Source organism: Paraburkholderia sp. BGA-UO-ETr-F12 (genome assembly GCF_059567945.1).
Window position 1 is genome coordinate 105262 of record NZ_JCAQOZ010000063.1, and the last position, 13590, is coordinate 118851.

Genomic DNA, 13590 nt, shown 5'->3' on the forward strand with positions numbered 1-13590 from the left:
GGCGCGCGGTAAATCCAACTCGCCGGCACCGGCCTGATCGGTAAGGATGCCGTGGCAGCAGCGCTTCCTGCGCTACGGCATCGGTCTCGCGCGGGATTCGCGCCATACGATCCGTCGCCGGGCGCCGCGCAGCATGCATCGAGCGTTGTCCCGACGATACACGCGGGCCCTTTTATCCGCGAAACCGGCACGCCGCGCCCTTGCAGGCGCGCCGAATCCGCGGGCAATCGCTTACACTGAAACCGCGTTGCGTCATCGCAGACCCGCTACCCTGCCGCGCGCATCCAGCGCGGCCCTTCAGAACCGACAGCAGAACGGACTGGATACTCCATCGATGAAGACTCCCGCGGATCGACTTTCCGGACTCGACCTGGCCCGCCGCACCGCCGACGCCTACGGCAACCACGCTATCGACGAATTCATCGCCGGCCGCATCACGCGGCGCGAGCTGCTACGCTATGCCGGCGTGATCGGTCTATCGCTGGCCGGCGGCGGCGTGCTGAACGCGCCGCTCGCACGCGCACAAGGCGCGCCCGCTCCGTCTAATCAGACGATCCGCGTGGCCCACCTGACACCGGCCGGTGCGGTCGATCCGCTCACCGTGACCGATGCCGCGAGTCTCGCGCTGCTGAACCAGACCGGCGAATTCCTGATCGACGACGACGGCGAAAAGCTCGTGCTGAAGCCCGCGCTTGCCTTGTCGTGGAAGCCGAACGACAAAGGCGACGTGTGGACCTTCAAGCTACGGCCGAACGTCAAATTCCACGACGGCCAGGCATTCACCGCCAAAGATGTCGTTGCCACCTTCGATCGTCTCGCCGATCCGGCCAGCGGTTCGGCGGCGCTGTCGGTGCTCAAGGGTGTGCTGTCGAAAGGCGGCGCGAAAGTGGTCGACGAGCACACGGTCGCCTTCCACCTCGATGCTCCGAACGGCAACTTCCCGTACTACGTTTCCTCCGATAATTACAACGCAGTGATCCTGCCCGCGAACTATGCGGGCGGTTATGAAAAGAGCTTCATCGGCACTGGCCCGTTCAAGTTCGAAAAGTATCAGGCGAAGGTGGGCGCATCGTTCGTGCGCAATCCGGATTACTGGGGCGACAAAGCGTTACCGCAACGCGTACAGTTCTCCTTCTATGCCGACGAACAGGCTCAATTGCTTGCCCTGCAAGGTCATCAGGCCGACGTGATGGGCACCTTCACCGTGCAGGGAGGCGCCGGCATTCTGAACAATCCGGACTACAAGGCAGTCGGTGTGAAGTCGAGCGCGCATCGCCAGATTCACATGCGCAACGACAGCCCGGTGTTCAAGGACAAGCGCGTACGCCAGGCCATGGCGTTGTCGCTCGATCGCGACGTGCTGGTGCGGGGCCTGTTCAAGGGCCGCGCGCAACTCGGTAACGACAGTCCGTTCGCACCCGTGTTTCCGTCTTCCGACGCCGGCGTCGCACAACGCAGGATCGACATCGCGAAAGCAAAGCAATTGCTCGCGCAGGCGGGTGTGCCGAACGGTTTCGACGTCACGCTGACCACCGAAAAATACATGGAGATTCCCGATCTCGCCGTGGTCGTGCAGAACGCGGCGAAGGCGATCGGCGTGCGCATCAATCTGAAAGTGGAAAGCCAGTCGCTGTACTACGGCGCGGGCACGCCGGGCAAATCGGATTGGCTCGACTCGCCGCTCGGCATCACCGATTACGGTCATCGCGGTGTGCCGAACGTGTTCCTGAACGCGCCGCTCACCAGCACCGGCACGTGGAACGCCGCGCACTTCCGGAACCCGCAGTACGATCAACTGGTCGCGCAATTCGTCGCGGCGATCGATCTGAGTTCGCAGCGGAAAATTTCCGGACAGATCCAGACCTTGTTGCTCGACGAAACGCCCGTGATCATCCCGTTCTTTTACGATCAACTGATCGCCATGCGCAAGGGTGTGAACGGCGTGCGCTTCACCGCGCTCGCGCAACTCTATTTCGATCGCGCGGTGTTGAGCGCGTAATGCCGAGCGCGCGGCACTGCTTCGACGGGAGCGCACGATGTCGACCACGGTGACCCCTTCCGCTTCCCCGGTGTCGAGCGGCAACGCCGGCCGCGTCGTGCGATTTCTGGCGACGCGGCTAGGTTTGTCGTTGATCACGCTGTGGCTGCTGTCGGCGATCGTGTTCGCGGGCGGCCAGTTGCTGCCGGGCGATATCGGCCGTGCGGTGCTCGGGCCGCTCGCCGATGCGCGCGCGGTCGCCGCGCTCAATCACCAGCTCGGCGCGGACCGTCCGCTCATGACGCAATACGTGGGGTGGATCTCGCATTTCGTGCGCGGCGACATGGGGATCTCCTATGCCTACCGCGAGCCGGTTGGGCCGTTTATCGCCGATGCGCTCGCGCATTCGGCGAGGCTCGGCCTGCTCGCGTTTATCGTCGTCGTGCCGCTCGGCATTGCGGGCGGTGTATGGTCGGCCATGCACGCCGGGCGCTGGCTCGATCGCACCATCAGCATCGCCGGTTTGTCGGCCACCGTGGTGCCGGAGTTCGTCTCGTCGATTGTGCTGATTCTGGTGTTCGGCGTGTGGCTGCGCTGGCTGCCGATCGAAGCGTCGTATCCGCCGGAAGCGAGCGTGCTCGAACAACTTCGGCATCTGGTTTTGCCGGTGCTGCCGCTGGTGCTGGTGTTTTTCGGCTACATCGCGCGGATGGCGCGTGCGGGCACCGTCGAAGCACTCGATGCGGACTACACCCGCACCGCGATCCTCAAAGGCTTGCCGCGTCATATCGTGATCTGGCGGCACGTATTGCGCAATGCGTTGCTACCCACCATCACCGTTGCCGCAACGCAGCTCGGCTATATGATCGGTGGTCTCGTGGTGGTCGAGACGCTGTTCCACTATCAGGGCATCGGCTCGTTGATCTACAACGCCGCCAAGGCCAAAGACTTCCCCATGCTCGAAGCGGGCGTGCTGACGATCGGTGTGGTCTACACCGTCGCCAATCTCGTCGCCGATGCGCTGCATGTCCTGCTCAATCCGCGCTTGCGGGTGAGGAGCGCCGAATGAGCACCATCGTTCCACCGGCCGCGCCGCCCACGCCCCGGCCGGCCGGCGAACCGCGCTTCGACCAGTTGCGCGTGCTGCTGCGCTCGCCTACGTTCGTGGTCGGCGTGCTGATCGTCGGATGGTGGATCGTCTGCGCGATCGCCGGGCAATGGATCGTGCGGATCGACCCGTATGCGTCTGATCCGCTCAACTCGCTGATGCCGCCCGACAGCACGCATTGGTTCGGCACCGATCAGCTCGGCCGCGACGTGTTCTCGCGCGTGATCGTCGGCGCGCGCGACATTCTGACCATCGCGCCTTTGGCGACCCTGCTCGGCACGCTTGCCGGCACCGCTCTCGGTTTGATCGTCGGCTACTTCGAGGGCTGGGTTGACAACGTCGTGGGCCGCGCAATCGACGCCGTGCTCGCGCTGCCGCTCGTGATCGTCGCCTTGCTCGCGCTCGCCGCGGTCGGTGCATCGAACTTCACCGTGATTCTCGTGATCGGCATCACCTTCACGCCGATCACCGCCCGCACGGTACGCGCCGCCGTGTTTGCCGAACGGCATCTGGACTATGTCGCCGCCGCGCAACTACGCGGCGAGCGCGCGCCGTACATCATGTTCGCGGAGATTCTGCCGAACGTGTTGCCGCCGATCATCGTCGAGGCGACCGTGCGGCTCGGCTATGCCATTTTTGCGGTCGCGACGCTGTCGTTTCTCGGCTTCGGCATTCAACCGCCTTCCGCCGACTGGGGGCTTGCGCTATCCGAGTCGTACACGCTGATGGCGGGCGGCGCGTGGTGGACCGTCGTGTTCGCGGCCGGCGCCATCGCCTCGCTGGTGGTCGGCGTGAATCTGATCGCCGATAGCGTGCAAGGAGTGCTCGACCGATGAACGGCCCGCCGCCCGCCTCGTTCCCGGCCTTCGACGTGTCGAAGAGCGATCGCACGGATGCGCTGACCGTGGTGGGCCTGACGGTCACCTACCGGATGCGCGGACGCGATCGCGAAGTGTTGCAGGACGTGTCGTTTCGCGTGCGGCGCGGCGAAGCGTATGGTCTCGTCGGCGAATCGGGTTGCGGTAAGTCGACGCTCGCGATGGCGGCGCTGCGCTATCTTCCGCGCAACGGCAAGGTGAAGGCAGGCAAGATCGTCATCGCCGGTCAGGACGTGCAGAAGCTCGACGCCGACGCGCTGCGCACCATGCGTGCGAACGCGATTTCGATGGTCTATCAGGACCCTGGGCGCGCATTGAATCCGTCACTGACGATTGCGCGGCAAGTCACGGAAGCCTTCGAAGCAGCCGGGGTCTCGCGTGAAGAAGCGCTGCAGCGCACGGTCGAGATCCTGCAGCGTGTGCGCATCGCCTCGCCCGAGCGCGTGATGGACAGCTACCCGCATCAGTTGTCGGGCGGCATGCAGCAGCGCGTGGTGATCGCGATGGCGCTCGCCTCGAACCCGGCCCTGCTGATTCTCGACGAACCGACCACCGGGCTCGACGCCACCGTCGAAGCGGAAGTGCTCGACCTCGTCGCGCAACTGCGCGCGGAACTCGGCACCGCCGTGCTGTTCATCAGCCACAATCTCGCGGTGATCGGGCGGATGTGCGAGCGTGTCGGCGTGCTGTATGCGGGCAAGCTGGTCGAAGAAGGCGCGACCCAGGACGTGTTCGCCCGGCCGCGTCATCCCTATACGATTGGACTACTGCGCTGTTTGCCGGGCGCGGGGCGCAGCAAGGACAGCGAGCGGCTCGACACCATCGCCGGCCATCTGCCCTCGCCGGGTTCGGTCACACAAGGCTGCATTTACGCAGAGCGTTGCCGCCTCGCGGACGACCGTTGCCGCCGTGAGGCGCCACCGCCGTATCGCGTGAGCGCCGCGCACGGCGATCAGATGTCGCGCTGCCACTATCACGAGCGCGCAACCGAATTGCCGCGTGCGGCCGCCGAAGGTTTGCCGCTGTATGACGGCGCGGCGCGCAACGCCGGGCGCCCTTCTCTCGTGCTACGCGCGGAAAAACTCTCGAAGACATTCCACGTGTCCGGCGCCCCGCTGCGCGCCGTCGACGATGTCTCGATCGACCTCGCCAGTGGCGAAACGCTCGGTCTTGTCGGCGAATCCGGCAGCGGCAAGACGACGCTCGCGAAACTGATGCTGGGCTTGCTCACGCCGGACCCGGGCAGCGTGCTCGAACTCGACGGCACGCCACTCGCCGCGCGCGTCACGCGACGCAACGACGAACAGGTCAAGTCCTTGCAGATCGTGTTTCAGAATCCGGACTCGGCACTCAATCGCGCGCATTCGGTGAAGCGCCTGATCGGCCGCGCGTTGTCGCGCCTCACCGCCCTGCGCGGCGCCGCGATCGACGAACGGCTCGCCACGTTGACGGCCGCCGTGCGCTTGCCCGAGCGCTATCTCGGCTCGCGCACGCGCCAGTTGTCCGGCGGACTCAAACAGCGCGTGGCGATCGCGCGCGCGTTCGCCGGTGAGCCGCGCGTGGTGGTGTGCGACGAACCTACCTCCGCGCTCGATGTCTCCGTGCAGGCCGCGATTCTCAATCTGCTCGCCGATCTGCAACGCGAGCGCGGCGTGAGCTACGTGTTCATTTCGCACGATCTGCATGTGGTGCGCTATCTGTCGGATCGCATCGCGGTGCTTTACCTCGGCCGGCTGCTGGAGATCGGACCGGCGGCCGCGGTCTTCGGTGGGCCGCATCATCCTTATACGGAAGCGCTTCTGTCTTCAGTGCCGACGCTCGACGCCCACGACAGCCGCGCCCGCATCCGCCTGTCGGGCGATCTGCCGAGCGCCGCCACGCCGCCTTCCGGATGCGTGTTCCATACGCGCTGCCCGCGCAAGCTCGGTGCGATTTGCGAGCAGCAAGATCCGCCCTTCCTCGAAGCCGGCGGCGACGACTCTACTCAGTCGTCCGCGCATCGCATCCGCTGCCATATCCCCGTCGACGAACTGCGCGCGCTCCAGGCCGCGTCGCGCGACGGTACCGGCAAGGCCACCGGCCGTGGTTCGGAAGACACCCCGGAAGATGCCGCGCGCAACGAATAACGCGCAATAACGCGGCTTTCCAGCGGTGCGTTTCATCGCCGAAACGTTTTCATGCGTTTTTTCCTCGCCGGCATCACACACCCCTATTCGACACCTGTCACCGCAAGGCTTTGCGGGTAATGGCATGGATATCGCTAAGTAGTGTCCAGACACTCAGGACCAAAGAGATCGGGAAAACGTCTGAAGCGCCGCTTTTGGGAATCGCCATGGCAAGAAGCGATACGTGACGAAAAGCGTGCCCTGACGGTAACGGCTGAAACGCATAAAGGCGCTTGTCAGCCGCACCGGCTACGCAGCCGGGGAAGCAGTGATGATGCTTGACTTGCATCCGCAAGCCAGAGTCCGGGGGGACGATGCGGCCCGCGTTCAGACAGGCCAGTCGTCGAGGAGTCAGCGTGGGAATTGGCGGCAGCGAGGTGTCGGCATTCCCTCGGGAGAGACGTGATGAAAACCAGAAAATTCAATCAGTACTACTGCGGGGTTCTGCGAAGTGCGGCGATCGTGGCAGGTGTAGCTTTGCTCGTCACTCAGGTCGCGTATTCGGCGTCGACGGATCCGGTCCCCAGGTGGACGGCGTCCGCCAACGCGCCACTGCCTGCCAGCGGCGTGCATAGCGCGACCCAACTCGCGCAGGACGACGGCGCGGCAGCGGGCGCAGCGGGTGCGGCAACCACCGGCACGCCACCCGACGAACCAACGGCTGCAGATGATGCGGCCGTGGTGTTCAGTCCGCGCAATTGCATAAGCACCAGTGTTGGAGGGTGCTTGCGTTATGCCGGCAACGGTAGCAGCAGCGGTGCTGCGAGTGCCGGCAGCAGTAGCAGTGGCGCGAGCGGCAATAGTGCCGGAGGCGCCGGTGGCGCGGCAGGCTCGGGAGCGGCCGGCGGCGGAGGTAGAGGTAACGGCGGTGGTAGTAGCAGTGGTGGCGGAAGCAGTGGTGGCGGGAGCAGCGGCGGCGGGAGCAGCGGCGGCGGAAGCAGCGGTGGTGGCAGCAGCGGTGGTGGCAGCAGCGGCGGCGGAAGCAGCGGTGGCGGAAGCAGCGGCGGTGGCAGCAGCGGCGGTGGAAGCAGCGGCGGAGGCAGCAGCGGCGGAGGCAGCAGCGGCGGTGGAAGCAGTGGCGGCGGAAGCAGTGGCGGCGGAAGCAGTGGCGGCGGAAGCAGTGGCGGCGGAAGCAGCGGCGGCGGAAGCAGCGGCGGCGGAAGCAGCGGCGGTGGCAGCAGCGGCGGTGGCAGCAGTGGCGGCGGAAGCAGTGGCGGTGGCAGCAGCGGTGGTGGCAGCAGCGGCGGCGGCAGCAGCGGGAGCGGCGGCTGCGGTTGCGGTGGCGGCCACGGAGGCTTCGGTGGCGGGTTCGGCGGCGGCTTTGGCGGAGGCTTCGGCGGCGGCCACGGAGGCAAGGGTAGTGGCGGCAACGGCGGTAACGGTGGCAATGGCGGAGGAAACGGGCATTAGCAATGGCCTGATTCCCGGGTAGGGGGCCCCCGCGCCCTACCCGTCGCTAACGACGACCCTCCGTATCCCGCCCGCAGTCCCCCGGCAACGGCGGTGATGTCTCGATCCCCCGGTCGAGCGTCACCGCCCGAGGCCGGTTTGAATCGACGACACTCGCGGGCAAGCGGGCTCCCGCACGAACCATGGCGCACCTCCGGCAAGCTGACCAGCGTGCTCCTGCAGGCGTTTAAAGCCCAGCCAATCGATCGCGTCGCGCATGACCGGAACCAAACCGAAGCGATTGCCTCATATCAGATTCAACGTTCGATATGAGGGCACCACAACATGCAACGAAACGTCCCCCACGCGATGGCGCGCACGGCCGCCGGCCTGCTGATGATCACCGCTCTCGGCCTCGCATCGCTCGCTTATGCTCAAACCCCGGCTCAAACCCCTGCCCCATCAGCCGGGCCGCAACCACAAACTCTGTCGCAAGCCGCCCCGCCGGTCGACCCGAGCTTCTCCGCCTATTCACTCGCACAAACCTGCAAACGGAAAAACGACAACGTCGCGCAAGGCCAATGCGTCGGCGCGATCCGCGGCATCATCCACGGCTATCAATACGGGGTGCTGTTCCTCGGCCAGCGCGCGTCGCTGCCACCCAACGAAACGCAGCGGGTATCGCTGTGTTTGAACAATACGTCGGTGTCGTCGATCGTCGACGAATTCATCGCCGACGCCGCCCAGGTCAACGAAGATTCGCTCAGGCATACGCCCGCTGAAGTCGCTGTTCTGGGTTCCGTGCACCTGCATCACAGCTGCAATTAGTCGGCGTAGGGCCGCCGCAGCGAGCCACTGCGAGGCGCCGCGCGCGGCAACTTCGCGGCTGGCCGCGATTCGCTAAAGTCTGAAGCGGGGCGACCCCGGACCGCCGCGGCGCTTACAACATTTCGAGCGGCCGCTTGCTGCGTGGCGGTTTGAAATACGTGTCGATGGCGGCGAGTTCGTCAGCGTGGAGTTGCAGTTGAGAAGCCCGATGGTTGTCGCGCACATGCTCGACGCGGCCTGCTTTAGGAATGGCGAACACGCCGGGTTTTTGCAATACCCACGCCAGCGCCACCTGAAATATCGAAACACCGCGCGTGTCGGCAATGTCGTCGAGCGGCGAGCGCTTCGGCAGACGCGCGTGATCGACCGGGCTGTATGCCATAGCCGGCATGCTACGCGCGGCGAGCCACGGCAACAGGTCGAATTCGGCTCCGCGACGCGCGACGTTGTAGAGAATCTGATTGGTCGCGCATGCGTCGCCGCCCGGCGCGGCGACCAGTTCTTCCATGTCGTCGGTGTCGAAATTGCTGACGCCCCAGTGGCGAATCTTGCCCGCGCGGCGCAACGCTTCGAATCCTTCGACGGTTTCCGCGAGCGGCACCGAGCCGCGCCAGTGCAACAGATACAGATCGAGCCGATCCGTCTTCAAACGCTTCAGGCTCTGTTCGCAGGCCGCGATCACACCGCGCCGGCTGGCGTTATGCGGATACACCTTGCTGACGAGAAATACCTGGTCGCGCAGCCCCGCCAGCGCCTCACTCAGGAGCGATTCGGTCGCGCCGTCGCCATACATCTCCGCCGTATCGATCAGCGTCATGCCCAATTCGATGCCGCAGCGCAGCGCGGCGATTTCCGAAGCGCGGCGTGCCGGCTGTTCGCCCATCTCCCAGGTGCCCTGCCCCAGTTTCGGAATGCGCTCGCCGTCGGGCAGGCTTACGCTTGCGATATCGGTCGTCATGCTTTCTCCTCGATGTGGCTAAAGTGGCAGAAAATGGTCAGGCGGACGGAAGCCAACGCGCGGCAGCCGCCGCGGCGGCGCAGGCGGACGGTACGGACATCATAGGGACGAGTTTAGCGCTTGCCCGGGCATCGGATCGGGCCTCCGGCAAAAGCCCGCTATAACGGAGCGCGCCGATGTCATAGAATTGCCGCTTGCCCTTCTTGCGTGAGCCCCATGACCTCTGCCTCGGAAGACCGCTGGCGCGATCTGCGCCCGGACCCGGAAAACGACACGCCGCTGTATCTGCAACTCGCGCGCAAGCTCGGCACTGCGATTCACGAAAACCGTTGGAACGCGGGCGAGGCGCTGCCCTCCGAGCGCGTGCTGTCCGAAGCGCTCGGCGTGTCGCGGATCACGTCGCGCAAAGCCATCGCCCTGCTGGTCGAACAGGGATTGATCCGGCGCACCCAGGGTGCCGGCAGCTTCATCACGCCACGCTACGAAGATCCGCTGTCGCGTCTGTCGAGCTTCAGCGAAATGCTGCGGCGGCGCGGTTTTACACCGAGTTCGAAATGGCTGTCGCGGGAAATTTCGCCGGCCAATCGCGATGAAGTGATTCAACTGGGCTTGTCTCCGGCAGCAGCCGTGACGCGCCTGCGCCGCTTGCGCCTCGCCGACGGCATCGTGATGGCCGTGGAAAACTCCACGTTCCCGGCTGCGGTGATTCCCGATCCTCAGGCAATTGGCGAGTCGTTGTACTCGTACCTGGAAAGTCGCGGACTGACGATCGTGCGCGCGCTGCAGCATTTTCGCGCGGTGAACGCGAATGAAGAGATCGCGCAGCAAATGAGCATTGCGAATAACGAAGCGCTGTTGCTGATTACTCGCGTCGGGTACACGGCGGATCAGCGCGCGATCGAGCTGACCGATACCTACTGCCGCAACGATTACTATGATTTCGTGGCGGAGTTGAGGAAGTAGTTTTCCGCCCACGCGGCGATTTTTCGCGGCGCCTGCGGCCAGGCGCTGTGCGGGTAAATGCCAGTGCCGGGCCGCCAAGCCGTCTTCACATCCATTTCGCCTCGTGCGCCCCGATCCGGGACGGCGGCAACGCGAAACCGGCGGGCGTCTCATCCAGCCGCTCGGCCGGCATCACGCCGAGAACACGCCCAAACTCGGACTCAACGGTCGCAAGGCAATCCCGCACGTCGTCGATCGCAACATCGGGCGCTTTCCAGCCGTCCGGCAACAATCCAAACGACTGCAGCCACCGTCCGGTCTGCGCGAGCGACACCCGCACGTGCCAGCTTCCGCCTTCGGTGGCGCGCCGCGCCAATGCGGCCATCGCGCCGAAAGCGGCCAGATAGCCCGTCGCGTGATCCAGCGCCTGACAGGGCAAATGCTTCGGGTCGGTCCATCCCGCCGCGTCGCGCTCAGTCACGGCAATTCCACTCGCTGACTGCACCAGGCTATCGAAGCCACGCCGCCCGGCCCATGGTCCCGTATGCCCATAAGCGCAAACCGAAACATAGACGATCCCCGGCCGTATCCGCGCCAGTTCCTCGGGTCCAAACCCGTGCGCCGCCAGGGCGCCTGGCCGATACGCCTGCAAAAACACGTCGGCGCCGCCAGCGAGGCCACGCAAGGTTTCCCGCCCTGCGTCATCGCGCAGATCGACGACGGCCGAACGCTTGCCGCGTCCGTTGTCGATCACCAGCGGCGCAATGTTCGGCAAGTGCGGACCGTTGATCATCAACACGTCCGCGCCATGTTGCGCGAGCGCGCGTCCCGCCACCGGCCCGGCAATGATGCGCGACAGATCCAGCACCCGCACGTCCGCCAGCGGCCGCCGCGCACCGTCTCGGCGCGGCGGTTCGACGGGTGCGTCGCCAATGCGCTCGATCTCGAACAGCGGCAGCCTCGCAATCGCTTTTGCCTGATCGAGCGCGGCCCATTCGTCGGGTGAGCGAATCAAGGCGGCGCACAAGCCGGCGTCGGCGAGCGTCTGGTCGAGCGTCGCGCCATCCCAGCCGCGAATGGCCTCGGCCACTGCCGCGCGATCGTTCGCGCAACCGAGCACCTGCAATACCCCGGCAAGATGATGCGGAAAGTTGGTGTGCAGTTGAATCCAGCGGTCGTCACGCGTCGCATAGAAGCCCATCACCGGATCGCGCAAAGCAGGCGGCGGCCCGTCGTCGATGCGCAGATAGCGCTCGCTGCGAAACGAGGCCAGCGCGCGCCGCATCTCAACCGCAACGTGTTGCCGATGCCCCGTGCGCAAGCGCCAGTATTCAGCCGCGGCAAGACCCGCGGCGGCGATGGTCGCCGAGGCCAGCGTGCCGACCCGATAGACCGACGGCAGCTCCGGATCGGTACCGGCAAGCGACACGGATTTCAATGCAGTCGGGTCGCATCCCGCCGTCGTCCAGATATGTTTGAGCGCAAGGTCAGGCGTCATGGCGTTCATCTCATTCAGGTTGGAACAGAAAGAAAGTGAACCGAGTCTAGAATTCCGCCTTGCCGCAATCAATCTTGATTATGATAATCAATATATATTGATTTCTTCGGTTTCCACGCGTTTCCATGCCACTCGCCCCTACTCTGACCGCTGCCGACGCCGCCGCCGAACTCGGCATCAGCCTGCCTACCCTGTACGCGTATGTCAGCCGCGGCATGCTAAGTTCGTCGCCCGATGCGCAAGGCAAGCGCCGGCTCTACGATGCCGGCGAAGTGCGGCGGCTCGCGCGGCGCAAGGAAGACGGCAAGCGTGCCGGCAAGGTCGCGCAAAAGGTGCTGGACTGGGGCGTGCCGGTGCTCGAATCGTCTATCACGCTGGTGGCCGAGGGGCGCCTGCTCTATCGCGGACATGACGCGATGGAACTGGCACGCACGACGTCACTGGAAGAGGTCGCGGCGCTGTTGTGGGAATGCAGTGCGAGGCGTATCGCCGAGGCGCCGGCCGTGCCGTTCGCCACCGCTCAGTGGGCGGCGTGGCTCAAGCTCTGGAGCGACAGCACGCCACTCGACCGCGCGCTCGTGCTGCTGCCGGCCGCCGCAGCGCAAATGCCGCGGGTATGGGCGCTCGGCCGCGATGCGCAACTCGATACCGCGTGCTCGGTCATGCGTTTGCTGGCGGCGGCAATGGTCTCGGCGACGCCGTCGAACGAACCGCTGCACCGGCAATTGGCTTCGGCGTGGAACGTGCGCAACCGTCAGCAGGCCGGGCTGCTGCGCGCGGCGCTGGTGGCATGCGCCGATCATGAACTGAACGCGTCGACCTTCACGGTTCGCTGCATCACGTCGACGGGAACGCACCTGTTCGGCGCGGTGGCCGGCGGTCTGGCCGCGTTGGCCGGGCCGCGGCATGGTGGCGAGACAGTGAGGATTGCCGCGCTTTTCGACGAAGCGTCGCGCGCGCCGGATCTGCATCGCTATCTGGCGAACCGGCTTGCGCACCACGAACAGAGCATGCATCGGCCGGTGCTGTCGGGCTTCGGTCATCTGCTGTATCCGCAAGGCGATCCGCGCGCACGTCTGCTGCTCGGGATGCTTGCCGACTGCGCACCGGCCCGCTCGCCATTAGCCGAAGTAGAAAAGCTCGCGCGCGCGGTGCGCGACACGACCGGCGTAGAGCCGAACGTCGACTTTGCCCTGGCCGCGATCGAACGGGTACTTGGTCTGCCAGCCGGCGCCGCATTCACGCTGTTTGCGCTCGGCCGGGTGGTCGGCTGGATTGCCCATGCAATCGAACAGACGCGCGACGGCCGGTTGATCCGGCCACGCGCGCGCTATATCGGGGAGGTTGATGCAACCGCCTGAGCCGCGGCCTTGAGCGGACGCAACACGTAATCCGTGCTTGCCTCAGCCGCAGCAGTGCAGGCAGCCATGGCCCCGCGTTACGCCACACCCAGCCAACGCGGCAGCCAGTTCAAGCCCGGCAACCCGCGCAGCGACCGCATGGCGAGGTGTTCCGACCCGCTGGCCAACGCGAAGCGCGCACCGGCCCGCCCGGCGCTGACCCACGCCACCGCGCCGCGCGGCAACTCGATCGATTGCCCCGTTGCCAGCCAGTGATCGTGATGTTCACCTTCGACGGTCAGCCAGATCTCGCCCGAGATCGCCTTGAAGGTCGACGGACGCGCGACACGCCAGGCCGCCGCGGGCTCGTCATGTTCCATTTCGAAAATACGGACTTCACGCATCGCTTTTCTCCTTCGAAGAACTTTCCTGTTGTATGGATTATTGACGTGCGATCATCAGATACCCATGCACAGTTCCGAACACTTTCATCGGAACTGTTCAGT

Annotated in this window: 12 protein-coding genes; 8 read left to right on the forward strand and 4 right to left on the reverse strand. The window is 65.4% G+C overall.

Annotation, left to right across the window (positions count from 1 at the left end; translation table 11 throughout):
- The first annotated feature begins 334 nt into the window (after positions 1-334).
- Genes AC57B6_RS31270 through AC57B6_RS31285 form a run of 4 tightly spaced genes read left to right on the forward strand, consistent with a single transcriptional unit; the run spans position 335 to position 6090 of the window.
- Complete coding sequence (locus AC57B6_RS31270) at positions 335-1999, forward strand: ABC transporter substrate-binding protein (RefSeq protein WP_496422774.1); 1665 nt, start codon at positions 335-337, stop codon at positions 1997-1999.
- A gap of 37 nt (positions 2000-2036) precedes the next feature.
- Entirely contained in the window at positions 2037-3047 is a 1011-nt protein-coding gene (locus tag AC57B6_RS31275) for an ABC transporter permease (protein WP_496422775.1), read from the forward strand.
- Entirely contained in the window at positions 3044-3922 is an 879-nt protein-coding gene (locus AC57B6_RS31280; protein WP_106352509.1) for an ABC transporter permease, read from the forward strand. Before AC57B6_RS31275 ends, AC57B6_RS31280 begins: the two co-directional genes overlap by 4 nt.
- Complete coding sequence (locus AC57B6_RS31285) at positions 3919-6090, forward strand: ABC transporter ATP-binding protein (protein ID WP_496422776.1); 2172 nt, start codon at positions 3919-3921, stop codon at positions 6088-6090. The genes AC57B6_RS31280 and AC57B6_RS31285 overlap by 4 nt, the downstream gene beginning before the upstream one ends.
- 527 nt (positions 6091-6617) lie before the next feature.
- Here the strand turns inward: AC57B6_RS31285 and AC57B6_RS31290 are convergent.
- Entirely contained in the window at positions 6618-6833 is a 216-nt protein-coding gene (locus AC57B6_RS31290; RefSeq protein ID WP_028197913.1) for a hypothetical protein, read from the reverse strand.
- A 29-nt stretch (positions 6834-6862) separates the two neighbouring features.
- Between AC57B6_RS31290 and AC57B6_RS31295 the strand changes: the two genes are divergently transcribed.
- Together AC57B6_RS31295 and AC57B6_RS31300 are read left to right on the forward strand one after the other, a co-directional pair.
- The gene (locus AC57B6_RS31295; protein ID WP_496422777.1) at positions 6863-7561 is read left to right on the forward strand and encodes a hypothetical protein; all 699 of its coding nucleotides are present in this window, start codon (positions 6863-6865) and stop codon (positions 7559-7561) included.
- Positions 7562-7863: 302 nt separating this feature from the next.
- Complete coding sequence (locus AC57B6_RS31300) at positions 7864-8346, forward strand: hypothetical protein (RefSeq protein WP_496422778.1); 483 nt, start codon at positions 7864-7866, stop codon at positions 8344-8346.
- Between the two features lie 112 nt (positions 8347-8458).
- On the opposite strand, the gene AC57B6_RS31305 is transcribed toward AC57B6_RS31300, so the two are convergent.
- Complete coding sequence (locus AC57B6_RS31305; RefSeq protein WP_496422779.1) at positions 8459-9304, reverse strand: aldo/keto reductase; 846 nt, start codon at positions 9302-9304, stop codon at positions 8459-8461.
- 216 nt (positions 9305-9520) lie between these two features.
- Between AC57B6_RS31305 and AC57B6_RS31310 the strand changes: the two genes are divergently transcribed.
- Positions 9521-10267 (forward strand): GntR family transcriptional regulator, encoded by a 747-nt coding sequence (locus tag AC57B6_RS31310; RefSeq protein ID WP_028197916.1) that lies wholly within the window; start codon positions 9521-9523, stop codon positions 10265-10267.
- An 85-nt stretch (positions 10268-10352) separates the two neighbouring features.
- Here AC57B6_RS31310 and AC57B6_RS31315 read toward each other — a convergent pair whose 3' ends face one another.
- Positions 10353-11744 carry a CoA transferase gene (locus AC57B6_RS31315; protein ID WP_496422780.1) on the reverse strand — a complete coding sequence of 464 codons (1392 nt, stop codon included), beginning with the start codon at positions 11742-11744 and terminating at the stop codon, positions 10353-10355.
- Positions 11745-11869: 125 nt separating this feature from the next.
- On the opposite strand from AC57B6_RS31315, the gene AC57B6_RS31320 reads away from it, so the two are divergent.
- Positions 11870-13105, forward strand: a complete 1236-nt coding sequence (locus tag AC57B6_RS31320) for a citrate synthase (RefSeq protein WP_496422781.1) — start codon at positions 11870-11872, stop codon at positions 13103-13105.
- A gap of 77 nt (positions 13106-13182) precedes the next feature.
- Here the strand turns inward: AC57B6_RS31320 and AC57B6_RS31325 are convergent, their stop codons facing one another.
- A complete protein-coding gene (locus tag AC57B6_RS31325; RefSeq protein ID WP_144192449.1) occupies positions 13183-13488 on the reverse strand; it encodes a DUF2917 domain-containing protein in 306 nt (101 codons plus the stop codon).
- Positions 13489-13590 lie beyond the last annotated feature (102 nt).

Bases quoted from the DNA above. Each gene is read 5' to 3' on its own strand.
- AC57B6_RS31270 (WP_496422774.1), top strand. From the start codon at position 335: ATGAAGACTCCCGCGGATCGACTTTCCGGACTCGACCTGGCCCGCCGC.
- AC57B6_RS31275 (WP_496422775.1), top strand. From the start codon at position 2,037: ATGTCGACCACGGTGACCCCTTCCGCTTCCCCGGTGTCGAGCGGCAAC.
- AC57B6_RS31280 (WP_106352509.1), top strand. From the start codon at position 3,044: ATGAGCACCATCGTTCCACCGGCCGCGCCGCCCACGCCCCGGCCGGCC.
- AC57B6_RS31285 (WP_496422776.1), top strand. From the start codon at position 3,919: ATGAACGGCCCGCCGCCCGCCTCGTTCCCGGCCTTCGACGTGTCGAAG.
- AC57B6_RS31290 (WP_028197913.1), bottom strand. From the start codon at position 6,833: ATGCAATTGCGCGGACTGAACACCACGGCCGCATCATCTGCAGCCGTT.
- AC57B6_RS31295 (WP_496422777.1), top strand. From the start codon at position 6,863: ATGCCGGCAACGGTAGCAGCAGCGGTGCTGCGAGTGCCGGCAGCAGTA.
- AC57B6_RS31300 (WP_496422778.1), top strand. From the start codon at position 7,864: ATGCAACGAAACGTCCCCCACGCGATGGCGCGCACGGCCGCCGGCCTG.
- AC57B6_RS31305 (WP_496422779.1), bottom strand. From the start codon at position 9,304: ATGACGACCGATATCGCAAGCGTAAGCCTGCCCGACGGCGAGCGCATT.
- AC57B6_RS31310 (WP_028197916.1), top strand. From the start codon at position 9,521: ATGACCTCTGCCTCGGAAGACCGCTGGCGCGATCTGCGCCCGGACCCG.
- AC57B6_RS31315 (WP_496422780.1), bottom strand. From the start codon at position 11,744: ATGACGCCTGACCTTGCGCTCAAACATATCTGGACGACGGCGGGATGC.
- AC57B6_RS31320 (WP_496422781.1), top strand. From the start codon at position 11,870: ATGCCACTCGCCCCTACTCTGACCGCTGCCGACGCCGCCGCCGAACTC.
- AC57B6_RS31325 (WP_144192449.1), bottom strand. From the start codon at position 13,488: ATGCGTGAAGTCCGTATTTTCGAAATGGAACATGACGAGCCCGCGGCG.